19 protein-coding genes and 1 tRNA gene are annotated in these 21,748 nt (G+C 69.8%); 6 read left to right on the top strand and 14 right to left on the bottom strand.

The genetic code is table 11. The features are described 5' to 3' along the window. The first annotated feature begins 50 nt into the window (after positions 1–50). Positions 51–653, top strand: a complete 603-nt coding sequence (locus PUT80_RS03825) for a TetR/AcrR family transcriptional regulator (RefSeq protein ID WP_275291122.1) — start codon at positions 51–53, stop codon at positions 651–653. On the opposite strand, the gene PUT80_RS03820 is transcribed toward PUT80_RS03825, so the two are convergent. After that, positions 650–1,588: a DUF4328 domain-containing protein gene (locus tag PUT80_RS03820; protein WP_343076868.1), complete on the bottom strand. Its 939-nt coding sequence runs from the start codon at positions 1,586–1,588 to the stop codon at positions 650–652. The genes PUT80_RS03825 and PUT80_RS03820 overlap by 4 nt on opposite strands. Before the next feature lie 6 nt (positions 1,589–1,594). On the opposite strand from PUT80_RS03820, the gene PUT80_RS03815 reads away from it, so the two are divergent. After that, positions 1,595–1,858 (top strand): hypothetical protein, encoded by a 264-nt coding sequence (locus PUT80_RS03815; protein WP_275291120.1) that lies wholly within the window; start codon positions 1,595–1,597, stop codon positions 1,856–1,858. Between the two features lie 330 nt (positions 1,859–2,188). Here the strand turns inward: PUT80_RS03815 and PUT80_RS03810 are convergent, their stop codons facing one another. From PUT80_RS03810 to PUT80_RS03770, 9 genes are all read right to left on the bottom strand, one after another. Next, on the bottom strand, positions 2,189–2,545 hold the full coding sequence (locus tag PUT80_RS03810; protein WP_037806963.1) for a rhodanese-like domain-containing protein: 357 nt from the start codon (positions 2,543–2,545) through the stop codon (positions 2,189–2,191). A gap of 44 nt (positions 2,546–2,589) precedes the next feature. Further along, positions 2,590–4,380: a cation acetate symporter gene (locus PUT80_RS03805; protein ID WP_037806961.1), complete on the bottom strand. Its 1,791-nt coding sequence runs from the start codon at positions 4,378–4,380 to the stop codon at positions 2,590–2,592. Positions 4,381–4,450: 70 nt separating this feature from the next. Further along, positions 4,451–4,960, bottom strand: coding sequence for a hypothetical protein (locus PUT80_RS03800; protein ID WP_037806959.1), 510 nt, complete (start codon positions 4,958–4,960; stop codon positions 4,451–4,453). 6 nt (positions 4,961–4,966) lie between these two features. Next, positions 4,967–5,800: a LytTR family DNA-binding domain-containing protein gene (locus PUT80_RS03795; protein ID WP_037807605.1), complete on the bottom strand. Its 834-nt coding sequence runs from the start codon at positions 5,798–5,800 to the stop codon at positions 4,967–4,969. An 85-nt stretch (positions 5,801–5,885) separates the two neighbouring features. Beyond that, the gene (locus PUT80_RS03790; protein WP_275291119.1) at positions 5,886–6,731 is read right to left on the bottom strand and encodes a S49 family peptidase; all 846 of its coding nucleotides are present in this window, start codon (positions 6,729–6,731) and stop codon (positions 5,886–5,888) included. An 18-nt stretch (positions 6,732–6,749) separates the two neighbouring features. Then, entirely contained in the window at positions 6,750–8,054 is a 1,305-nt protein-coding gene (locus tag PUT80_RS03785) for a histidine kinase (RefSeq protein ID WP_275291118.1), read from the bottom strand. 1,051 nt (positions 8,055–9,105) lie between these two features. Beyond that, entirely contained in the window at positions 9,106–9,966 is an 861-nt protein-coding gene (locus PUT80_RS03780) for a DNA-formamidopyrimidine glycosylase family protein (RefSeq protein ID WP_037806953.1), read from the bottom strand. A 38-nt stretch (positions 9,967–10,004) separates the two neighbouring features. Beyond that, positions 10,005–10,445: a DUF983 domain-containing protein gene (locus PUT80_RS03775; protein WP_009085725.1), complete on the bottom strand. Its 441-nt coding sequence runs from the start codon at positions 10,443–10,445 to the stop codon at positions 10,005–10,007. A 69-nt stretch (positions 10,446–10,514) separates the two neighbouring features. Beyond that, positions 10,515–12,188, bottom strand: a complete 1,674-nt coding sequence (locus PUT80_RS03770; RefSeq protein WP_275291117.1) for a sigma-70 family RNA polymerase sigma factor — start codon at positions 12,186–12,188, stop codon at positions 10,515–10,517. A 210-nt stretch (positions 12,189–12,398) separates the two neighbouring features. On the opposite strand from PUT80_RS03770, the gene PUT80_RS03765 reads away from it, so the two are divergent. Then, positions 12,399–12,471: transfer RNA gene (locus tag PUT80_RS03765), tRNA-Gly, on the top strand. A gap of 178 nt (positions 12,472–12,649) precedes the next feature. Here the strand turns inward: PUT80_RS03765 and PUT80_RS03760 are convergent. From PUT80_RS03760 to PUT80_RS03745, 4 genes are all read right to left on the bottom strand, one after another. Further along, positions 12,650–13,051: an Imm7 family immunity protein gene (locus PUT80_RS03760; protein ID WP_275291116.1), complete on the bottom strand. Its 402-nt coding sequence runs from the start codon at positions 13,049–13,051 to the stop codon at positions 12,650–12,652. A gap of 26 nt (positions 13,052–13,077) precedes the next feature. Continuing rightward, positions 13,078–13,587 carry a DUF2716 domain-containing protein gene (locus PUT80_RS03755; protein WP_078870229.1) on the bottom strand — a complete coding sequence of 170 codons (510 nt, stop codon included), beginning with the start codon at positions 13,585–13,587 and terminating at the stop codon, positions 13,078–13,080. A gap of 223 nt (positions 13,588–13,810) precedes the next feature. Continuing rightward, positions 13,811–14,431, bottom strand: coding sequence for a hypothetical protein (locus tag PUT80_RS03750; RefSeq protein WP_037806945.1), 621 nt, complete (start codon positions 14,429–14,431; stop codon positions 13,811–13,813). Positions 14,432–14,507: 76 nt separating this feature from the next. Next, a complete protein-coding gene (locus PUT80_RS03745) occupies positions 14,508–14,999 on the bottom strand; it encodes a hypothetical protein (RefSeq protein ID WP_275291115.1) in 492 nt (163 codons plus the stop codon). 143 nt (positions 15,000–15,142) lie between these two features. Here PUT80_RS03745 and PUT80_RS03740 point away from each other — a divergent pair, with 143 nt between their 5' ends. The 3 genes from PUT80_RS03740 to PUT80_RS03730 all read left to right on the top strand — a co-directional run bounded on the left by PUT80_RS03740 (position 15,143) and on the right by PUT80_RS03730 (position 21,733). Next, positions 15,143–16,753: a hypothetical protein gene (locus PUT80_RS03740; protein WP_275291114.1), complete on the top strand. Its 1,611-nt coding sequence runs from the start codon at positions 15,143–15,145 to the stop codon at positions 16,751–16,753. 134 nt (positions 16,754–16,887) lie between these two features. Beyond that, entirely contained in the window at positions 16,888–18,066 is a 1,179-nt protein-coding gene (locus tag PUT80_RS03735; RefSeq protein ID WP_275291113.1) for a hypothetical protein, read from the top strand. Continuing rightward, positions 18,059–21,733, top strand: coding sequence for an FkbM family methyltransferase (locus tag PUT80_RS03730; protein ID WP_275291112.1), 3,675 nt, complete (start codon positions 18,059–18,061; stop codon positions 21,731–21,733). The genes PUT80_RS03735 and PUT80_RS03730 overlap by 8 nt, the downstream gene beginning before the upstream one ends. Positions 21,734–21,748: the final 15 nt, after the last annotated feature.

The raw sequence follows: 21,748 nt of genomic DNA, 5'->3' as shown, positions 1-21,748 counted from the left end.
AGTTAATGGGTCAAGCACAATTTTAGGTCGGACCTAGTACACTGGGCGGGGTGAGCCTCAGGGAGCAGAAGAAGCTGGAGACGCGGCAGACGATCTCGGCGGTGGCGACGCGGCTGTTCATCCAGCGCGGGTTCGACCAGGTGACGATCGCCGAGGTCGCGGAGGCGGCGCGGGTCGCCAAGATGACCGTCACGAATCACTTCAGCCGGAAGGAAGACCTGGTCTTCGACATCCGGAACGACTTCGTGGACTGGCCGGCGAACCTGGTCCGGGCCGCCCCGGAGACGCCGGCGCTGATCGCCGTACGGGACGGGTGCTTCGCGGAGCTGGACAAGGCGAGCGCGTTGCTCGGGTTCGCGGACGTGTCCTTCGTGCGGATGGTGCGGCAGAGCGAACGCCTCACGGCAGCGCTCCGGGACATGCACGTCGACCGGGAATTCGAGCTCTCCGCCGCGCTGCTCGACCGGCATCCGGACCGGGAGATGCTGTCGCGGACGGCCGGGGCGCACCTCACGTCGGTGCTGCGGCTTCTTCTCGACGACGTCTGGCGGCTGACCTGGCAGGACGTCAAGCCGGACGATCTGGTGGAGCAGATCCGGGATTCCGCGGCGGTCGCGTTCGGCCAGCTGGAACCGGCGCTCGGCGACCTTTAACGCGCGGCCCCGACCGGACGCGCGGTCCGCAGCTCGGGCTCCGGCGCGCCCTCGATCTTGAGCACGCGGAAGTCGCGCAGACGTTCCGGGGCGATCGGCATCAGCAGATCCGAGAACCGCCGGATCACCAGCGCGGTGCCGATCGCAAGCACGGCCGCGGCGAGGTCGGTGAACGCGACCAGCAGGACGCTGTCCGCCATCGCCTGCACGCCCGGCCGGATCCGCCAGATGATCGTCACGATCAGCAGGACCCAGTTCGCCACCCACGCACCCCACCAGCCGAGCACGAGCCGCGACGGCTTCGGCCGCTTGTCGCGGGACCGGCGGAGCACGGCATGTTCCAGCTCGCTGACCACAGACAACGCGAGCGGCAGATTCACGATGGGCACCAGCACGCCCACAAGCACCTGCCAGACCGGGCGCGGCGGCGCTTCATCGGCCTCGTCGGCGGCCGCTTGTCGGGCGACCAGCAGCCACCAGACCGAGAGTCCGGCGGGGAGCAGCGAAAAGATCGTGGTGAGCAGGCCGGCGAGCATGACGAACGCGTCGGAGAACCCGACGACGCTGCTGTTCAGCGCGGAATCGCGGCTCTCCACGAGGAGCGCGTACCGCCAGATCTCCGCCCCGGCCGCGATCACGGCGAGAACGGCGAACGTCCAGAGGATCGTGGTGAGGCTCCGCGCGAGCACCGGGATCCGGTCGATCGGCCGGATTTCGCCGGACGCGGTGCCGGGCACGTTCGTCGGCCGGCGCCAGGTCAGATTCGGGAAGCCCCAGCGCGGCGGCACCGGATAGGACGGCGGACCGGAGTAGGGCGTCGCGGGCACAGCACGCCGACGACGAACGACACTCGGCGGCGGGGACGCGACCCAACGCAACTTGGCCGCCCGCTTCGGCGGACTCGCCTGCGATTGCTGCGGCGCGGGCCGATGGATCGCGCCTTGCGGAGCAGCGGTGAACGGGCGCGCGTACGCAGGGTGCGGCGGGTAGACCTGCGCCGGGTACTGCTGCTGGTACGGCTGGGCGAACTGCTGGCCAGGATGCACCGCCCCGACTTGCTGCGGTGCCCAATGGCCGGGTTGCGGCACCGGGCCCGACTGCCCATGCGGCGCGGGACCACCCTGGTGGCCGGATTGCGGTGGCGTGCCTGGCTGCCCGGGCTGCGCGACGCGACCCTGCGGCCCGGGCTGCGGCGCTGGGCCTAGCTGCCCAGGCGATGCGGCACCGCCCTGCTGACCGGGATACGGCTGCGCACCCTGTTGCCCGCCACTGGGCTGGCCAGCATGCGATGGCGCGCCGAACTGCGGCGCCGAGCCAGCCCAACCAGGGACAGGTCCGCCAGCCGGAGCGCCCGGCCCGACGTGCCCAACCCAAGCCCCGGTGCCGGTGCCAGTGCCGGGAGAACCGTGCCCAACCCCGCCTTGACCAGCGTCAACCGGCGGGCCACCGTCCCCCTCGTCCCGGCCGAAGCCAGGCACGAACGACGCCGGATCCGAGGATTCCGGCGGCTCGGGAACAGACTGGGCAGGCATCCGTCAGAGAACCTCGGGTTCAGCGTCGGGGTTTTCGCTCACCATGCGGCGGCCTTCGCGCGCCCAGGCTCCCATTCCGCCCGCGACGTTGACCGCGTCCCAGCCGCTCGCGTTCAGCCAGGCCGCGGCGCGTGCCGAGCGGCCGCCGGAGCGGCAGATGACGTAGACCGGGTTGTCCTCGGGAAATTCGGCGAGTTCGCCGACTCGCGCGGGCAGTTCGCCGAGCGGGATGTGCACCGCGGCGGGGGCGTGCCCGGCGGCCCACTCGTCGTCCTCGCGGACGTCGAGCAGTGCGACGTCCGCGGGAAGGTCGCGGACTTCAGCGGTCGGAATTTCAGCAGGGCTCACCACAGGTTCCATGCTCCCATGTCAGGACGTTGTACGCGTGTGAGGAACGCTAACCGCTAAGCCTTGCGGTGGCGTCCCCGGCCGGCCCGCAGTTTCTCGTCGGCCTGGCCGAACCGGGCGACCGCGCGGTCGCGCATCAGGCCGAGCGGGTCGGGGGCGTGCAGGCGCAGCATGATGTCGTTCACCAGTTCCGGGCGGCCGGACCTGGTCAGCCGGCTCACCACGTAGGTCGCGAGGAACGCCGAGGGCACCGAGATCAGCGCGGGCTGAATGGTGAACCACGGCATCTTGTCCCCGGTGTACTCGCACACGATGTTGTACGCCAGCGCGCCGAGCACCATCCCGCCGCCGACGACCATTCCCGCCAGCGCGCCCGGCCAGCTGAGTTTGCGCCACCAGATGCCGAGCAGCAGCAGCGGGCTGAACGTGGACGCGGCGAGCGCGAACGTCATTCCAATCGAGAGCGAGATGTCCTCGGTGCGGAAGATCAGCGTGAGCGCCATCGGGCAGATCGCGACCAGCAACGCCGCGACCCGGAAGTCCTTGACCCGGCCCGGCAGCAGGTCCGTCGACACCACCCCGGCGACGCTCACCAGCAGACCCGAGCAGCTCGAGAGGAACGCCGCGAACGCGCCCGCGGCCGTCACCGCGGCGAGGATCTGCCCTGGCCAGCCCGGCAGCACCGCGGTCGGCAGCAACAGTACGGCCGCGTCGGTGTTGCCGGTGAGCAGCAGCTGCGGCACGTACATCCGGGAGAGCGCGCCCAGCATCGTCGGGAACAGGTAGAACAGCCCGAGCAGCAGCAGGACGTGCACGGTGGTGCGGCGCGCGGCCTTGCCGTCGGGGTTGGTGTAGAAGCGGACCAGCACGTGCGGCAGGCCCATGGTGCCGAGGAACAGCGCGAAGATCAGCGAGTACGTCTGCAGCAGGTCGGTGATGCCGTTCGACGCCGGATGCAGCCACGCGTCGTTCGACGTGGGCGCGTCGCTCACGACCGGCACCGGCGTGCCCGCGGCGAATTCCAGCGTCGTCCCCGCGGACACCTTGTGCGGCACGAGCGGCGACCAGCGCGCCATGCCGCCCGCGGGACCGTCGTCGATGTGGCCGTGTGCGTAGAAGAACGTCTCGGTGGTGACCTTCACGGTCACGTCGGTCTGCACCGTCACCTTGGTGTCCGACGGGAACACCGGCGGCGCGGGCGCACCGAGCGCACGCACGCCGCCCGGGCCGCCGCCGGCAAAGAAAACCATGCACAGCACGAAAGTCGGCACGGCGATCGCGAACAGCTTCAGCCAGTACTGGAACGCCTGGACCACGGTGATCGCGCGCATCCCGCCGGAGATCACGTTGACCGCGACCAGGACGATGACGAGCAGCGCGCCCGCCCACGCCGGCACCGGAACGATCTGCGCGAGCGTCAAACCGGCGGCCTGCAACTGCGGGACCATGTACAGAATCCCGATGAACACCGCGCCCGCGGTCGCGAAGCGGCGCAGGCCTCGCGAACCGAGCCGGGCCTCCACGAAGTCCGGCAGCGTGTACGCACCGGATCGGCGCAGCGGCGCGGCGACGAACAGCATCAATGCGAGATACCCGGCGGTGAAACCGATCGGGTACCAGGTCGCGTCGGCGCCCTGTTTGAGCACCATGCCCGCGACACCGAGGAACGACGCCGCGGACAGGTATTCGCCGGAGATCGCCGCCGCGTTGCGGCTGGAGCGCACGGTTCGGCGGGCGACGAGGAAGTCGTGCGTGCTGGTGGCCCCGCGCGACGAACGGAAGCCAAGGTAGTAAGTCGCGAAGGCGACCAGCGCGAGGCCGGTCAACGTCCACGGGGTCAGCTGCACGGCGTGAATCCTCGCACGACCACACGCTTCCGGGACGCGCCGCCACCAGCGAACGCATCCCCCGCGCGGGTCAGTTCTCGATCATGTCGACGAAGTCGCGTTCGTGCCGCTCGGCGAGCCGGTTGTACCAGAGGCCGACGGCGAAGAGGAACGGGAACGGAAGCAGGCCGAGCACGAGCCACGGGATCGGGATGCCGATCACGGTGAACCGCGCGACCGCGGGGAGGAAATAGAACAGCGCGGGCAGCATCCCGAGCACGACCAGCACGAGCACCGCCAGCCACACCGACGTGCGCAACTGGACCTTCACCAGGTCGCGGACCAGTAGTTTTCCCCAGCTGGTCTGTTCTTCCAGCTCGACCCGCCCGCGCATCCGCGCCGACGACTGCCGCGAATCGGCGAGCACCACGCGTTCCCGTTTCGGCCGCACGTGCGCGGGTTCGCTGGAGCGCGGGACCGGTTCGGGAGCGGGCGGCACCGGTTCGACCACCGCGCGGTCCTCCGGCCGCACGCCCAGCGTCGGGTCCGGTTTGCGGACTCCGTTCTCGAGCCGGTGGTAGGGGTCTTCGGGCGAGGACATCGACGGCTAGCCGCCCCGGCCGGAACCGACGATGCGGTCCTTCAGCGCCCGGGTGTGCCTGCGGCTGACCGGCAGCACTTTCTCCTCGTTGCCGATCACGACCTGGTAGCCGCCCTGACCCATCCGCATTTCGGTGATCAGCGGCAGCGCGACCAGGAACGACCGGTGGATCCGCACGAATCCGGCCTTCTCCCAGCGTTCTTCCAGCTGGGCGAGCGGGATCCGGACCAGGTGGCTGCCCTCGGTGGTGAACAGCCGCGCGTAGTCGCCCTGCGCTTCCACCCAGCGGACCGACGAGCGCGGGATCAGCTTCGTAGTGCCCGCCAGTTCGACCGGGATGACCTCGTCGTCGGTCTTCACCGGCTCGGCCCCACCCTGGCCGGCGGGCGGGCCCGCGACCGTGGCCAGCTTCTCGCGCACGCGCGCGACCGACCGGTCGAGCCGGTCCTGCTGGAACGGCTTGAGGACGTAGTCGACCGCGCCGAGGTCGAACGCGTTCACCGCTTCCTCGGCGTGCCCGGTGACGAACACCAGTACCGGCGACGGGTTCATCGCCGCGATCACGCGCGACATCTCCATGCCGGACAGGCCGGGCATGTCGATGTCGGCGAACACGGCGTCGACCGTCGGCAGGCCGCTTGCCCGCCGGGCAGCCAGTTCCGGGTCGTCGTGCGAGAACAGCCGCAGCGCGTCGGAGGCGTCCGAGGCCTGGAAAACGCGGTGGATGTGCGGGTTGTTCTGGAGTCCGTGGCTGAGTTCGTCCAGCCCGGCCAGCTCGTCGTCCACGGCAAGGACGATGAGTTTCCGGGTGTCGTCGTGAGCACTCACAGTGAGACGCATCCTGCCGATTGCGAGGTGCATTGTCCAGACCCCAGCCGAGAGTACCGCTTGTGAGTGGCGTACCGGAGTCGCCGCTCACCTCGGGTCAGAGCCCGAAACGCGACCAGGCCGCCTTCGTGGTCACCGCGTCCAGCAGCGCGCTCGCCGCCGTGGGCGCCCCGATCCCGAGCCGGGCGAGCAGCGGTTTCTTCGGCTCCGCCACGGAAATCTCGGCGTCCGGGTACCGCTTGCGGACGATCTCGCGCAGCGAACCGAGCCCGTCGACGAGTCCGAGGTCGACGGCTTTTTGTCCGAGCCAGACGTCCCCGGTGAACAGATCGGTGGAATCGGTGAGCCGGTCGCCGCGCCGTTCCTTGACCCATTCGACGAACAGTTCGTGCAGCTGGCTGTGCATGTTTTTCAGCCACTCGACGTCCTCGGGCTTCTCCGGGCTGAACGGGTCGAGCCGTGATTTGTTCGCGCCCGCAGTGTGCAGCCTGCGCTCGATGCCGAAGCGTTCGAGCAGGCCGGTGAACCCGAATCCGCCGCTGATGACGCCGATCGAGCCGACCATGGACGTCCGGTGCGCGTAGATCTCGTCGGCCGCGCAGGCCAGCCAGTACCCGCCGGAGGCGGCGATGTCCTCGGCGAAGGCGAGGACGGGCACGCCTTTCTCGTCGGCCAGCTGCCGGATCCGCTCCGCGACCAGTCCGGACTGCGTCGGCGCGCCGCCGGGCGAGTTGATCTGCAACGCGACGGCCTTGAGCCGGTCGTGCGCGAACGCCCTGGTGAGCGCGGATTCGACGGCACCGAGGTTGATCGCACCGCGAGCCAGCGGCGACGGCGACGGCGTGATCACCCCGTGCAGCTTCACGACGGCGACCACGTCCTTGCGGTCGCCCCGGTCGCCGAGCACGGGAAGGCGGGAAGTCAGCTTGTCGGTCACGCTCATCTGCCCAGGCTAACCAGTTCAGTGCGCGGGCAGCATTCCCGAACGCGAGCCGTGCACTCCGTCGGGTTCCGGTTCCGGCTCGACCGGAGCCATCGGCTGCTGCGGGACGTCGGCGGAGTAGTCCGGCATGTTCGGCCGCACGCCGAGCTTGAACTTCGGCACCCGCAACGCGACCTTCATCCCCGCCCCCGGCGCGGTTTCGACGGTGAGCGCGTAATCCTCGCCGAACACCTGCCGCATGCGCTGGTTGATGTTGCCGAGCCCGACGTGCGCGCCGGTGCGGTGCGCGTTGCGCAGATCAGTGAGCTGTCGCGGGTCCATGCCGATGCCGTCGTCCTCGACCGTGATCAGCGCTTCGTGCCCGTCATCCCGCGCGATCACCGTGACGCACCCGCCGCTCGGCTTGCTGGCCAGACCGTGTTTGACGGCGTTCTCGACAAGCGGCTGAATGATCAGGAACGGCACCACGACGCTGAGCACCTCGGGCGCGATCTTCATCCGCACCTCGAGCCGGCCGCCGAACCGGGCGTTTTCGATAGTCAAGTACCGGTCGATGTTGCGCAGTTCCTCGGCGAGCGTGGTGTACATGCCGGAGGTGCGGAACGAGTAGCGCGTGAAGTCCGCGAAGTCTTGGAGGAGTTCGCGCGCTTCCTCCGGATCGGTGCGGATGAGCGCGGAGATGGTGTTGAGCGCGTTGTAGACGAAGTGCGGAGAGATCTGCGCGCGCAGTGCTTTGATTTCCGCCTGCTGCAGCTGATTGCGCGATTCTTCGAGCCGCGCGAGCTCGAACTGCGTGCAGACGAACTGACCCACCGCCTCAGCCATCTGCACCAGCTTGCCGCGCGTGCGCCCGACGACGATCAGCGTCGCCTCGGCCTCGCCCTCAACAAGAATGGGAACGATCGCGGCGGTCTTCATCTTGCAGGTGCCCCGGTGATTGCAAGGCATCTTGTTGTGATCAGCGACGGCCCGCCGGTGCTTGCGCAACGCGGTCCCGATGTCCTCGACGACGTCCAGGTAATGATCGGTGGCCTCGCCCGCCCAGGACAGCAGCGTGCCTTCACTGTCGGTGATGCCGACGGCGAGACAGTCGAGCACCTCGAGCAGCTCCGCCGTCATCCGGTTGGCGGCCTCCTCGTCGAGCCCCGCCCGCAAGTTGGGCGTGGCCTTGGACATCCGGTGGACGGCCTGGAGAACGGCGTCCTGGATGACCCCCTTGGGCTGGCGCGCCCGGAAGGCGAGGACCAGCACCACGATCACCAGGATGCCGACCAGAACCCACGGGACGACCAGCGCATAGGGGAAGTCGGACACGACGTCCATGCTCTGCGCTCGACCGACCGGGTGCAAGGTCTGCTCCCCACTTTCTGTCCAGTAGCGACGCCGAGAGTGGGCAAACCCTACCGTCACTCCCGGTGAGCGTAAGGATCTTGCGCCATTCGAGTGGTGGCGGTGGCTGTGGGTCGCCAATGGGTGGAGTGAAGGGACCCTTCATGACTACGGGCGGTTAGGGGTGAAGGGGCCCTTCATTGCTTGCTAGTGCGGATGAGGGTTCTTGGGTGGTTTCGGGATGGATTCGCGGGGCGGCGCTCCCGGCAATTTAGGCTCGGCGCTGCCCTGCTGGCAATTCGGGCCTGGGGGCGGTTGTCCTGGCAACTGGGGGCGGCCTTCGCGGCAATTCGGGCCCCGGGGCGGCTGTCCTGGCAACCGCGGGCGGACCTCCTGGCAATTCGGACCCCCGGGCTGCTCGCCTGGCGTCCCCCGGCGATTCGAACCCCGGGGCCGCTCTCCCGGCAATCGCGGGCGGCCCTCTCGGCAATTCGGGCCCGGGGCGGCCCTCCCGGCAATGCCGAGTGCTGGCTGCCTCGTCAGCGGCTTCTCGCACGCGGAGCGTGCGGCCAAGTGTCGTGAGGGGAACCCTCACGGAATCTGATTCCCTGAAGGGGCCCCTCACGACACCCGCGCTACGCCCCTCGCAACCTGCGCAGCTCCCGCACAACCCTCTGAGACCTCACGACACCGCGATGGTCTTGTCGCGAAGCACGCCGAGAAACCCTCCGGAGGAGCCCTTCACTCGCGAGACCAGGTGCCCCACCACCCGCCGCGAAGTCTCTCCGTGCCACGCCCCGCGATGCGGACGTCGAGGCATTCAGAGAACCAACCGCAGCCGATGCACCCAACGATCGGTGCACCCACACCACCCCCGCACCCCGATACGAAGCCCAAATGCGGTCTGGGGGTGCTTGTCAAGGCATCTTTCCCGCCTTGACAAGCACCCCCAGACCGTCATCACAATCAAGCTTCGGGGTGCCCCACGCAACCAAGGGGCGCAATGTCGCCGCCAGGCGACGAGCCGCCCGCAACAGACGCAGAACTACTTCAACAACCGAGACATCCGCCGATCAGCCAACGGCTTCCCGCCAGTCTGACAAGTCGCGCAATACTGAAACGACTTATCCGCAAACGAAATCTCCCGCACAGTATCCCCGCAAACCGGGCAAGGAAGCCCAGTCCGAGCATGCACCCGCAGCCCAGACCGCTTCTCCCCCTTCAACCGCGCGGCCTTCTGCCCCACCGACCGCGAGACAGCGTCCGTCTCCACCTCGCGGATCGCCTCGGCCAGGACCTCCAACGCGCCCTCGTCCAGCTTCCCCACAGTCGCATAAGGCGACAACTTCGCCCGATGCATGATCTCGTCCGAATAAGCGTTCCCGATCCCCGCGATCAACGACTGATCAGTCAACGCCCACTTCAGCCGAGTCCCCTTCCCCTGGAACAACTCCCGCAACTGCGAAGCGTCAATCGCCAGCGCGTCCGGCCCCAGCCGCGCCACGCTCGCCACCTCGGACGGGTCCGCGACGATCCACACCGCCAGACCCTTCTTCGTCCCCGCCTCGGTGAGATCGAAGCCAGGACCGGAAGCCGACTCCAGATGCACCCGCAGCGAGATCGGCCCCTTGCCCGGCTTCAGCGGAGCCGGGGACAGCCCGTCCGACCAGCGCAGCCAGCCAGCGCGCGCCAGGTGCACTACCAGGTGCAAATCGCCCAGGACGACATCCAGATGCTTGCCGTGCCGAGTCGCGTCGGTGATTTCGCGGCCGTGCAGCTCGGTGTACGGCGGCACCGCGGTCTTCAGCACGCTCAGCGACGCGACGTCGAGCCGGAAAACGGTGCTTCCCACGGCGTGTTCGCGCAGGTGGTGGGCCAGTGCTTCGACCTCGGGCAACTCGGGCATGGCACCAGTCTCGCGCGCCGGCCCGGTTCCGGCCAGGTCTATTCGACCGGGTGCAGCGGACCGTCGAAGTCCGGCAGCGAATGCCTCTGGATCGTCTTCGAGATCCGCTTCACCTCGCCGGACACGGTGAACATGCCGCGGATCGTGCCGACCCAGCGCTCCGACGGCCGGTCGCCCGCGACGTCGCCCTCGGTCTCGGCGACCACCGTCCACGGGCGGCGCAGGATCCACCGCAGCGGGAAGAACAACACCACCAGCAGCAACGCCAGCAGCACCCACGCGGGCACCTTCACGACATCCGGGGTCCAGACCACCAGCGCGATCACCAGGAACCCCATGACCACGATCATCGCGATGCCAGGTCCGTAACTGCCCGCGACGTCGTGTTCGAAATCGTCAGCGGTGGCGGGAGCCCGCCACTCCATCTGGGCACGGACCACCCAATGGCGACCGTCTTCGCCGCGCACCAGCCGGTTCATCCTGTTGCCTCCCGGGCGACGTCGAACTCGCTCAACGTTACCGTGACCGTGCCGTCCAGCGCGAGGCGCTCACTGAGAGTTACTGGCGGTTTGCCGGGTTTTGGCTGTTCGGGAGCTTGCGTCCGCTGAGGAATCGGCCGAACCGGTGACGTCGTTCCCGGACGTGGAGTCCGTCTTGGCCGACTTCGAAGACTCGGCAGACTTCGAAGACTTGGTCGACTCAACCGGCTTGGAAGACTTCGGGCAGTCGGACGACTCAGTCGAGCTGGAAGACCGCGGAGCAGCCGACGCGTCGTGCCGCGACCCGGTCGGCGTGGTCGTGACCGACGGCGGCACGTACGAATCCGGCGAAGGCACGTACGACGAGGGCGGCGGAGCGTACGACGAAGGACTCGTGTCGTCCGTCGTCGTGCTCAGCACGCCCGGGCTGGACGAGTTCGTGGACGTGTCCAGATCCGACCGCGACTCCGTGCTCGACGACCGGCTCGTCATCGGCGATTCCGTACGACTGCCGTCCTGGCTCGGAAGATCATCCCGCGGCGTCGACCCAGTCGAACCAGTCGACCCGGCCGAATCCGACGTCGACGAGGACTGCTCCCCGGACGCCGCCTGATGCACCGGCGGCAAATGCGGCACCTCGGCCACGCCCAAATGCTGCGAAACCCCCGGATGAACCCCCACGTGCGCGGGCCGCGCGCTGCCGTTCAGCTGCCCGGAGATGACCCGCGGACCCTGCTGCGCCGGCGGCGAAGGCGGCTGCGGCGGCTGCAACGCCAGCTCCGGCGCACCCCCGCCCAACCCGACGTCCTGCACCGGATGCGACCCGAACACCAGCGGACCGGCGGTCAAACTCACCGCACCCGCCGCCGCGGTCGACGCCAGCGCCAGCCCGACCTTCACCTTCGAGCCGAACACCACGCTCTTCACCGTCGCGACCGCGCCAGCGGCCTTGCCGACCCCGGCCAGCGCCGGAACCGCGAGCACCAGCACCCCGGCATGCGCCCGCAACGACGAACACACATCCCGCAACTCGTCCTGCGTCGCCCGGCACGACGGACACCCCAGCAAATGCGCCTTGATCCGCTCCGCCTCCGAGCCGGTGACACTGCCCGCGGTGAACCCGCCCAGCTTCTCCACCACCGCGCGGCACGTCTCCGGACCCCGGTTCACCGACAAATGCGCCTGCAGATACGCCGCCCGCAACCCCTGCCGCGCCCGTCGCGCCAACGCCGCCGTCGCGTTCGCCGACAAGCCGAAATGCGGAGCCACCATCGCCGGCTGCTCGCCCTCGACCTCGGTCTGCCACAGCACCGTCCGCCACCGCTCCGGCAAACTCGTGAACGCCGTCGTGATCAACGTGTGCTCAGCCGTCCGCGCGGGCGTGTCCACCCCGGCGCCCGCCCGGAACGTCAACTCGTCGTCAGTCACCGGGACATCGCGACGGGCGCCATGCCACTCCCACGACACGCGGCGCGCGACCGTCAGCAAATAAGCCCGGATGTAATCCCGCGGACCCGCGCCGCGGCGCAACGCCTGCAGCACGCGGAAGAAGGTCTCCGCGGTGATGTCTTCAGCTTCGGAACGATCCGCCGCCAGACTCTGCGCCAATCTGCGCACGGCCGCGGCATGCAGCTCGAACAACTCCCCGAACGCGGCATCCTCGCCGTCGCGCAGCCGCTTCAAAAGTGCCTGCTCGTCGGATTCCGAGGCCGCTGGTGGCGGCGCCGTGCCCAGCTCGGTCATCCGGCAAGGCACCTCCTCCCCCGAAGGACTCACCACTGAAGTCGATTGGGGACACCATACGGAGCAGAGCGCCCGTCGTCACCCCTTGTGCGCTCAACGTGACGCGCAAGCACCACATCTCAGCAGGTCCACGCCAATAACGGGGCCCCCGAAAGTGTCACCGAGGCGACGGTATAGAGTGTCTTCAACACCGAGCACCAAGCGGTTAACGCGGATGTAGCGCAGCTGGTAGCGCATCACCTTGCCAAGGTGAGGGTCGCGGGTTCGAATCCCGTCATCCGCTCAGTCCCGAAGGCCCTGTATCCACAAAAAGCGTGGATACAGGGCCTTCGCCATTTCACCCGGGGGCCCGAGCCCCCGGACCCCCGCGGTGCCACCGGCTGCGGTTGGGTGGGTGGGCGGCTTTGTAGCTTGCGGAGCAAGTGGAGAAGGTGCGTCGCGACCTTCCTGGTCCTGTCCTCTTACAGCTCGTAGGTGTCTAGGACTGTGGGGGCGATGGGGGACAGGTGTTCGTCTTTTTGTTCCGTTAGTTGGCCTCTTGCCATTCGGTACACCTGGAAGGCGTTGTCGTGTTCTGGGTGTTGGTCGTCCCAGATGTGCAGGAGGCCGTAGGAGCCTGGGGCCAGTTCTCCTACTCGGGCGAACGTTTCCAGCAGTTGCGGGGTGATCGCTCCGCCGTGTTTGTCCAGACCACCCAGATGGAGCATGGGCAGGCCCGCGCTCCAGCGGAGGTCTACCAGGTCCAGCATGGTTGTGTTGTTCAGCGAGCGGTGGACCCGTTCCACCAGGCGCTCCAGCAGAGCTGCGTCGTCGTCGCCCGTCGCGGTGGCGGCGATGGTCACCCAGCCGTGGTATTCGAACACGTGCGAGACGGTAGCAGCGGCGGCGATCAGCGGGTCAGCGCAGAGGGCTGGCCGTCCCGGCGGAGCTGGTTCGTGAGGATGCCGTCAGCGTGCTTTTCGACCGCAGGGAGCAAGTTTTCGCCGAAGACGCACAGGGTGCGCTCCCACGGGTGGCCGAGCGTGCCGTAGCTGAAATCGGCGGCGAGGAACAGGTGATAGTCGCCGCGCGGGAAGACCGAGACCGGCCACGGCGCGTTCTGCTGCATGCGATGCGGCCAGAACTTGAACGACTGGTGCTGCCAATGCAGGACCCACAGCCAGTCGTCTTCGGCGGTGACCTCCTGGAGCGCGGCCAGCACGGCGCGGGCCACGTCGTGCTCTTCCACCGCGTACGGGCCGAGGCGGAACTCGGCTGAGGCACGGTCGTACTCGCCGGTGGAGAGATCCCAGGCAGCCGACGGGCTCGGCTCATGGAAGCCGGGCCAATCGTGCGCGAAGGTGCTCGGCCAGAACCTGAGCTTGTCGTGCACCCAATACCAAGCGGGTTCGTCAGCCACTCGCGAGAGCGGCTCCCAGGCTGCAGCAGCGTTCACTTGTCGACCTCGAAGTCATCGGCCGGGCTCGAAACTGCCGAAAGCTTCGTGTCCGGGACCGGGATTGTCCAGTCCACCGGAGCCGAGCGCCAAGCTGTCACTCGACCGGGTGGCCCGCGGACCGGGAAAACAGCGCCCGGTCCGCAGGTTCCTTACCCGAGACCCGTGCCGGTCATGCACGGAGCAGTTATGCGGCGCGCCACAGCGTGACGAACGCCGACGCCTCGCTGAACGCCCACGGCCGCAGCCGCTCCCGGTCCCGCGCCGACAACGTGAACTCCTTCGCCCGGCGGACGTCCACGACCAGCGCCTCCCCGCCCGGCAGCAGATCCGGCATGCCCTCGGTGAGCAGCCACAACGCGAGCTGCGCGGCGTCCCGGGTGAGCGGCTCCTCCTTGAAGTACAGCCAGGTGGCGAACCGGCGGCCGTTCGACTTCCGCAGCCCCAGCTGCGGGCTGATGCCGATCTCCAGCTCGCCGAGCGCGAACCGCGCCCGCCCGACCTCGATCAGCTTCGGATCGCGCCTGCCGAGGTAACGCAGCCAGCCCTCGGCGATGGCGGCGTAATGCGGACGCGTGCGCTCGTCGGCGTTGTTGACCAGCGCGCGCATGGCCACCTCGTCCTGCCGCGCCGCCCGGCCGGCCCGCACCGCGTTCGCCGCGCGCCGGTAGTAGTTGAACGCCGCCCGGGCCGGATCCTCGTACAGCCGGCGCTGCCTGCGAACGAACGACGAACGCGACGGGCCCTTGCTGGCGCTGTACCCGACGAACGTGGGCAGCGTGACGTATGCCGACTGAGAACTGGTCATGGGCGGCCGCCTTCCGGTGGATGGTTTCCCCAGTACACGGCCAATTTTAGAACATATGTACGACAGTTTTTGCCGCTTAACGGGTGACCGGCGGCCACGGACCCGCCAGTACCGCGCGCGCCTGCTGCAGAACCTGGTCCTCGCAGTAGCTGACCGGGGTGACATCGGTCGGAATCCAGGTCGCGAGCATCGCCAGCCACTGCCGCAGCTCGGCGAGCGCGACCGGATGGCCGAGCCGACCGTCGAGCGCCTTGACGCTCTTCGCGGCCACGGCGAGCCGGACGTCGCCGCGCACCATCTCGCCGAGGTGTTCGCCGAGCAGCTGCCATTGGGCCGCGGTGGCGTCGGCCGGGAGTTCGATGCCCAGCTCCTCGACCACGTGCGAGAAGGCGGCGGAAACCGCCTGGTGGTTCCGGTGGTCGAGGGCGGCCAGTTCGGGAAGGGAGGGCGCTTCGAGGCCCTCGCCGACGGCCCGCGCCCCGGCCTCGACGAGTTCGGCAGCGGTGATGTCGAGACCGGCGAGCCGATCCACGGCAAGGGCGGCGAGCGCACCGCGCGCGGAGGACATGCTCCCGATCGTACGGACCCGCCGGTTTTCCTGGCGGTCTCGCGAAGCGGACGCCTGATCTGGGCTGATCTTGTGCACCTGAGCCCCACGGAGCCAGAGCGCGTGGAACACTGTCGCCCGAACCGGTGACAGGGGGTTGCGTGATGAGCTGGCAGGAAGAGCTCCGGCGCTTGGACGCGGAGTTGGCCGCCGGCCGCCTCGGACACGCCGAACACCGCCGCCAGCGCGACGAACTGCTCGCCGAGGCGTCGGGCGGCGGGGCGGCTTCGCCCGTGGCGTCGCCGTTGCGGCAGGACGCGCCGTCGGCGAGCGAGTCACCCACCTGGAGCACACCGGCCGCCCAGGCCACCGCGACGCCCGCCGGATCGGACAGCCAGGCGGCAGCGGAGCCGAGCACCTCTACCGGCAGCGCGAGCGCCCCGGCCCAGAGCGCTTCGGCCGACAACAGCGCGAGTACGACGCAGGTCGTGGCGACGATGCCGGAGCACGACCCGACGAGCACGCTCCGGCTGAGCTCCACCTCGCCGGGCACCCCGCCCGGAGGCACCTCGGCGCCCGAGCAGCTTGCCGCCAACCCGGCGGCCACCGCCAACTCAGCCGCGACGACGAGCTCAGCAGCCACGACCGACGCGGCAGCGCCCTTCTTCTCGCAGCCGCAGAGCCCGGCAGCCCAGCCGCAGACCCCGGTCACGCCGCCGCCGAGCACGCCGAGCCAAGCCGGACCGCCTCCGCCGCACCAGCCGCAGCCGCAGCTGCCCGCCCAGCCGGGAACCTGGCCGGGCGTCGCCCCCGTGCAGTGGCACACCCCCGGCCAGCAGCAACAGCCGAGCCAGCAGCAACCGGGTCAGCAGCAACAGCCGGTCGTCGGCTGGGCCAGCACCAACCCGGCGATGCCCGCGCCGGAACCGCCCGCGGTCGAATCGTTCCTGAATTCCGGGGCCGCGGTCCCGTCGGCCGAGAAGCCGCAGCCCGCCTTCTCGCACACCCCGGGCACCCCGTTCTCCACCGACCGGCCGACCACCGCGCCGAGCCCCGCCGACGACCGGCCCACCGCGGTCTTCGGCGCGATCCCGGCGAACGGCCAGCCGGAGCCGCGCCGGCTCTGGGAGGACGACGCCAAACCGCGCCGCGGCAAGCCGACCTGGCTGTTCCTGTCGCTGGCCGTGCTCGTGGTGCTGGCGCTGGTCGTCGGCGGCATCTGGTTCCTCGGCAACAAGAACGACTCGAACGACACGGCCGCGCAGCCGCCCGCCGCGTCGTCCGCGCCGAACACCCAGCCGGCGTCGCTCGAGGACAAGCTGCCCACGCTGCCGGGCACGCCGAACCCGGAGAACTCGACCATGGCGCTGGACAAGGCGGTCCAGGCCAAAGCCGTTTCCGACGCCGACGCGAACCTCATGCGCGCGGCGGGCGCGGACCAGCTCGTCTACCACGCTTACGCAGGCACCGACGGCGGCACGACGCTCATCGCGGTCCCGGCGCCGTCCAAGGCGCAGGCCGGTCAGCTCGTCCAGGGGCTGCGGCAGAACCTCGTCACCGGCGGGTTCGACAGCAGCCCGCTCGGCCCGGCGGCCACCGATCTGCTCTACACCGGGAGCAGCCCGGCCGGACGCGTGATGGCCTTCTGGTACACCTCGGGCGGCGTGTCGGTCGGCATCGGCGTGTCGGGCCCGGTCGGCCAGGATCCGGCGGTGCTGCGCTCGCGGATGGAAGAGATCCGCGCGAAGGTCGCGGCCGCGCTGCCCGCCGGCTGAACACACCCCGGCGCACAAGGCCACCCGCCAGGTCACGCGGGGTCGGACCCGTGCACAATGTCCACGTCGTCACACACAATCGGGTAGCGACGACGCATTGACCGTCGCCATGCCGACAGATAAGGGGGGCCCTGGTGTCCTGGCAGGAGGAGCTGCGCCGGCTGGACGAGGAGCTCGCGTCAGGGCGACTGTCCGCGGACGACTATCGCATCCGGCGTGATCAGGTGCTGTCCTCGGCCGTCGGCCAGCAGGACCAGCCCGCCCCGCCGCAGAACCAGAGCGCGGACTCGACCCAGGTGATCGCGCCGGTCAGCCCGCCTGGAGGCGTCCCGCAGCAGCAGCCGCAGGCTCCGCAGCAGCCGCCCGCCGACGGCGGCGCCGAGCGCACTCAGGTCGTCCAGTCGTGGCAGACCCAGCAGCCGCCCGCGGACGCCGGTCCCGAGCGCACCCAGGTGGTGCAGCCGCAGCAGCACCAGCCGCAGGCGCACTACTCCCCGCCCGGCGGGTTCCCGCAGGGCACGCCGTCCTCGCCGCCCGGGGGCTTCCCGCAGCAGCAGCCGTGGAACGCCGCCGAGAGCGACCAGACCCCGCCGTGGGGCGGCGGCGATCTCCCGCCGCTCGGCCCGTCCGGTGGCGACTCCGAATGGGTCCGCCAGGGTCCGGAGTACTTCAGCGACAAGCCGAAGAAGAGCAACGGCAAGAAGATCGGCGCGATCGTCGGCGCCGTCATCGTGCTGGCCGGCATCGCGTTCGGCGCGTACTGGCTGTGGGGCCGCGACAGCGGAGGCGGCGGCACCGAGCAGACCACCGCGCAGCACCAGCCCGGTCCGTCTTCGGCCCCCAAGCCGCCGGACCCGCTCGGCGTCGCGACCATGCCGGGCAAGGCCGAGACGCACGACGACATCACGTCGTTCTCGCAGGTCGACACGCTGAAGTACCTCAACCCGCAGGAACTGAGCGCCTACCAGGCGGCGGGCGTCTCCAAGGTCAAGTTCGTCGTGTACCACCTCGAAGACGGCAACCTGATCACGCTGTTCCTCGCCCAGGCCAGCAGCCCGACCGCGGCGAAGACCGCGGCCGAGAAGCTGATGGAGGTCCAGGTCACGAACGGGGCCAAGCGCGACACCACCGCTCCCAACGGCGTGTACGCGACCTCGATCGACGCGAAGGACGGCCAGTCGGCCCAGTCGCGCGGGCACTACGCGCACGGGAACGTGATCGTCCGCGTCGAGGTGTCCGGCAAGAGCCAGACCTCCACCGACTTCACCACCGCGCTGAACCAGCAGCTCACGGTGCTGACCGCCGATGCCTGAGCCCGGGACCACCGCCTGCACGATCGTCGCCCGCAACTACGTGCCCGCGGCGCGCGTGCTGGCCCGCTCCTACCTCGAGCACCATCCGGGCGGCCGCTTCGTCATCGCGGTCATCGACGCCCCGCGCGATCAGTCGGACCGGGCCGGCGACGGACTCACCGTCGTCGGCCCGGCCGCGTTCGGCATCGACGAGGACGACTACCTGCGGATGGCGACCGCGTACTCGGTCACCGAACTCGCCACGTCGGTCAAGCCGTACCTGCTGCGCGAGCTGCTGAAAGAGTCCGAGGCGGCGATCTACCTCGACCCGGACATCGAGCTGTTCGCGCCGATCCCCGAGGTCGCCGAACTCGCCAAAACGCACGACATCGTGCTCGCGCCGCACTTCCTGACCCCGTTGCCGCAGGACGGCATGGAGCCGGACGACGCGGTGATCATGGGCACCGGCATGTTCAACCTCGGCTTCATCGGCGTCGGCCGCGGCGCCGGGCCGTTCCTCGACTTCTGGGCGGGCAGGCTGCGCCACGACGCGATCGTCGCGCCCGAGCAGCAGCTGTTCACCGACCAGCGCTGGGTCGACCAGGTGCCGTCGCTGTTCCGGCACCACGTCGTCACCGACCCCGGATTCGACGTCGCGTACTGGAACCTCCACGAGCGGCCGATCGGCCGTGACAAGGACGGCGCACTGACCGCGGGCGGCGCGAAGCTGCGGTTCTTCCACTTCAGCGGCTACCGGCCAGAGAAGCCGTGGCTGCTCAGCTTCCACTGCGCGCGCAAGCCGCGGGTGCTGCTGTCGCACAACGACGACCTTCGCGCCATCTGCGATTCGTACGGCACGAAGCTGCGCGAAGCGGGGTACGCCGAGTCGCTCGACTCGATTCCGTACGGCTTCAAGGACTTCCAGGACGGCACGCCGGTGCCGAAGCTCGCGCGGCGCGTTTTCCGCGAGGGCTGGATCAAGGCCGAGCGCAAGAAGAAGCCCGCGCCGCCGCACGCGTACGCCGAGGACGGCGGGCTCGCGCTACGCGAATGGCTCGCCACGCCGGAGGACCAGGGCCAGGCAGCGGCCGGGCTGAACCGGCTGACGCACGCGATCTGGGCGTCGCGGATCGACCTGCAGATGGCGTTCCCGCACCCCTACGGCGACGACGCGGACGGCTTCCGGCACTGGTGCGCCGGGTCCGGCGTCTCCGAGGCCGGGCTGCCGGAGTGGGCGTTGCCTTCCGAACCGGTCGCGACCCGTCCGCCGCACGACGAGTTCGGCGTGAACCTGCTCGGCTACCTGACCGCGGAGCTGGGGCTCGGCGAGATGGGCCGGATCGTGCTCGAGGCGATCGAGACCGGCGGCGTGCCGGTGGCCACGGTGCTGGAGGAGAAGGCGGTCTCGAACCGCACCGGCATCGAGCGGCCCGCGACGGTCGGCGATCCGCGGTTCCCGGTCAGCGTGTTCGCGGTGAACGCGGACCAGACGCGCACGATCCTGACCAACCACCCCGAGGTCGGCGCCGGGCGCTACCGGATCGGGCTGTGGGCGTGGGAACTCGAAGACTTCCCGCAGTGGCAGCACGAAGCGTTCGGGATGCTCGACGAGGTCTGGACGGTCAGCGACTTCTGCCGCCGCGCGTTCGCCGCGCATTCGACGATCCCGGTCAAGACGATCCCGGTGCCGGTGCGCGATCCGGGCGAGCCGTCGCCGCCCGCGCGCGACAAGGGCGAGCCGGTGCGGTTCCTGTTCGCGTTCGACTTCAACAGCGTCGCGGAGCGCAAAAACCCTTGGGGCGCGGTAGAAGCGTTCCAGCGGGCGTTCCCGGGGCGCGAGGACGTCCGGCTCACCGTCAAGGCAATCAACGCGAAGCTGCACCCGCAGGCCGCCGAAAGGCTGCGCGCGGTCGTTCGCGGCGACGACCGGATCGAACTGGTCGAGCGCTACCTCAGCGTCGCCGAACTGCACGAGCTGTACGAGACCAGCACCGCGTACGTTTCGCTGCACCGCAGCGAGGGTTTCGGGCTCACCGTCGCCGAGGCGATGGCCCGTGCGATGCCGGTGATTTCGACGGATTACTCCAGCACCACGGAATTCCTCGACGAGTCCACCGGCTGGCCGATCCCGTACCGGCTGGTCCCGGTCGGCGAGGGCAACTACCCGTACCACGCCGACGCGGTCTGGGCGGAGCCCGATCTGAACGCCGCCGCGGCCGCGATGGTGCAGATCGCCGACGATCCGGACGAGGCGACTGCTCGCGGCCGGCGCGCGCGGGAGGTCGTCCTGCGCGAACGGTCGATGGCGACCGCGGCCGAGTGGATGCGGCGTGAGCTGGAGCAGGCGCACGAGACGTGGCAGGAGCGGCAGCGCGCCGCGACCCCGCCACCGGAGCACCCGCTCAGCCCGCTGCAGCAGGCGACCGAGGCGTTGCGCTGGCGTCCGGAAGCGAGCGCGCCGTCGCGGCTGCCGCTCGCACCCGCGCTGCGCAAGGCGGTGCTGCGCGCGATCGACCACTACGACGTGCACCAGCGCCAGGTGATGGGTGCGCTGCTCGCGGCGACCGAGGACAGCAACCGGCGGTTGCTGGACCGGATCGAAGGCCTGGAACGCAACATCGACGAATCGCGCCGCGCCGCGCTGTCCACGCGCACGCTCGGCGAACGGCTCGAAGCGTTGCGCGGCACGGTCAACGAGCTGCGCCGGCAGGCTCCGGAAACGGACCTTGCGCTGCGCAATCTCGAAGCGGACGTGGCGAAGCTCGCCGAGGGCTACGACGGCGTCGGCGCGGAGGTCGAAGCCGCCGCGGGAACCGTGCACAAGATGTTCGCGCGGCGCGACGAACGGCTCGACGCCGACGAGAAGGCCATCCAGCGGGTGACCCTCGACGTCAGCGCGATGCGGGACGCGGCGCGGCTCCGGCACGCTCCGGTGCCGCGCGGCGCGGACGTCGTCCAGTGCGATGTCGGCGCGCTGCTGATGCCGGTCGACGAGGTCATGCTGCCGTGGATCCTGTTCCACCGGTCCTGGGAGGACAGCGAGGCCGAGCTGATGGCTTCGCTGGCGGACGGCGCGTTCCTCGACATCGGCGCGCACGTCGGCTACCACACGCTGCGGCTGCTGCGGGCCACGCCGGAAGTGACCAGGGTGATCGCGGTGGAGGCCGACCCGGTCAACGCCGCGTACCTGCGCCGCAACGTCGAGGTCAACCTGCCCGCGGCGGCGGGCGAGCTGGTCACCGTGGTCGAGTCGGCCGCGTGGGACGAGCCCGGCACCGTGCACCTGGCGCAGGCGACCCCCGGCAACAGCGGCGACAACCGGGTCACCGTGGACGGTTCCGGCGTCGAGGTCCCCGCGGTGCGGCTGGATTCCGTGCCCGAGGTGACCGAACAGCGGATCAGCCTGGTAAAGGTCGATCTGCAGGGCCGCGACCACCGTGCGCTGGCGGGGCTGGCCGAGGTGCTGCGCCGCGACCGGCCGCACGTGGTGTGCGAGTTCGACCCGGGCGCGATCGCCGAACTGGGCGACGACCCGGCCACCGTGCTCGCCGGGTACCGCTCGTTCGGCTACACGCTGAAGGTGGTCACCGACGACGGCCCGTCCGACCAGGTGCTCGAAGATTCGGCGATCATCGCCGCCGCTCAAGCGGACGAGAAGGAATTCGTCACGCTGTGGCTGGCGCCCTGACCTGATCGCGCACGT

The sequence above is a fragment of the Amycolatopsis sp. La24 genome (genome assembly GCF_029087445.1).
Taxonomy (GTDB): Bacteria; Actinomycetota; Actinomycetes; order Mycobacteriales; family Pseudonocardiaceae; genus Amycolatopsis; species Amycolatopsis nivea.
This window is presented reverse-complemented; position numbering and strand designations above follow the sequence as displayed.

What these genes read in the sequence shown, in the direction of transcription:
- PUT80_RS03810 (WP_037806963.1), bottom strand. Translation starts at nt 2,545, where the DNA reads ATGGAACCTGTGGTGAGCCCTGCTGAAATTCCGACCGCTGAAGTCCGC.
- PUT80_RS03800 (WP_037806959.1), bottom strand. Translation starts at nt 4,960, where the DNA reads ATGTCCTCGCCCGAAGACCCCTACCACCGGCTCGAGAACGGAGTCCGC.
- PUT80_RS03795 (WP_037807605.1), bottom strand. Translation starts at nt 5,800, where the DNA reads ATGCGTCTCACTGTGAGTGCTCACGACGACACCCGGAAACTCATCGTC.
- PUT80_RS03745 (WP_275291115.1), bottom strand. Translation starts at nt 14,999, where the DNA reads ATGTCCTCCGCGCGCGGTGCGCTCGCCGCCCTTGCCGTGGATCGGCTC.
- PUT80_RS03750 (WP_037806945.1), bottom strand. Translation starts at nt 14,431, where the DNA reads ATGACCAGTTCTCAGTCGGCATACGTCACGCTGCCCACGTTCGTCGGG.
- PUT80_RS03780 (WP_037806953.1), bottom strand. Translation starts at nt 9,966, where the DNA reads ATGCCCGAGTTGCCCGAGGTCGAAGCACTGGCCCACCACCTGCGCGAA.
- PUT80_RS03740 (WP_275291114.1), top strand. Translation starts at nt 15,143, where the DNA reads ATGAGCTGGCAGGAAGAGCTCCGGCGCTTGGACGCGGAGTTGGCCGCC.
- PUT80_RS03785 (WP_275291118.1), bottom strand. Translation starts at nt 8,054, where the DNA reads ATGGACGTCGTGTCCGACTTCCCCTATGCGCTGGTCGTCCCGTGGGTT.
- PUT80_RS03730 (WP_275291112.1), top strand. Translation starts at nt 18,059, where the DNA reads ATGCCTGAGCCCGGGACCACCGCCTGCACGATCGTCGCCCGCAACTAC.
- PUT80_RS03770 (WP_275291117.1), bottom strand. Translation starts at nt 12,188, where the DNA reads ATGACCGAGCTGGGCACGGCGCCGCCACCAGCGGCCTCGGAATCCGAC.
- PUT80_RS03790 (WP_275291119.1), bottom strand. Translation starts at nt 6,731, where the DNA reads ATGAGCGTGACCGACAAGCTGACTTCCCGCCTTCCCGTGCTCGGCGAC.
- PUT80_RS03775 (WP_009085725.1), bottom strand. Translation starts at nt 10,445, where the DNA reads ATGAACCGGCTGGTGCGCGGCGAAGACGGTCGCCATTGGGTGGTCCGT.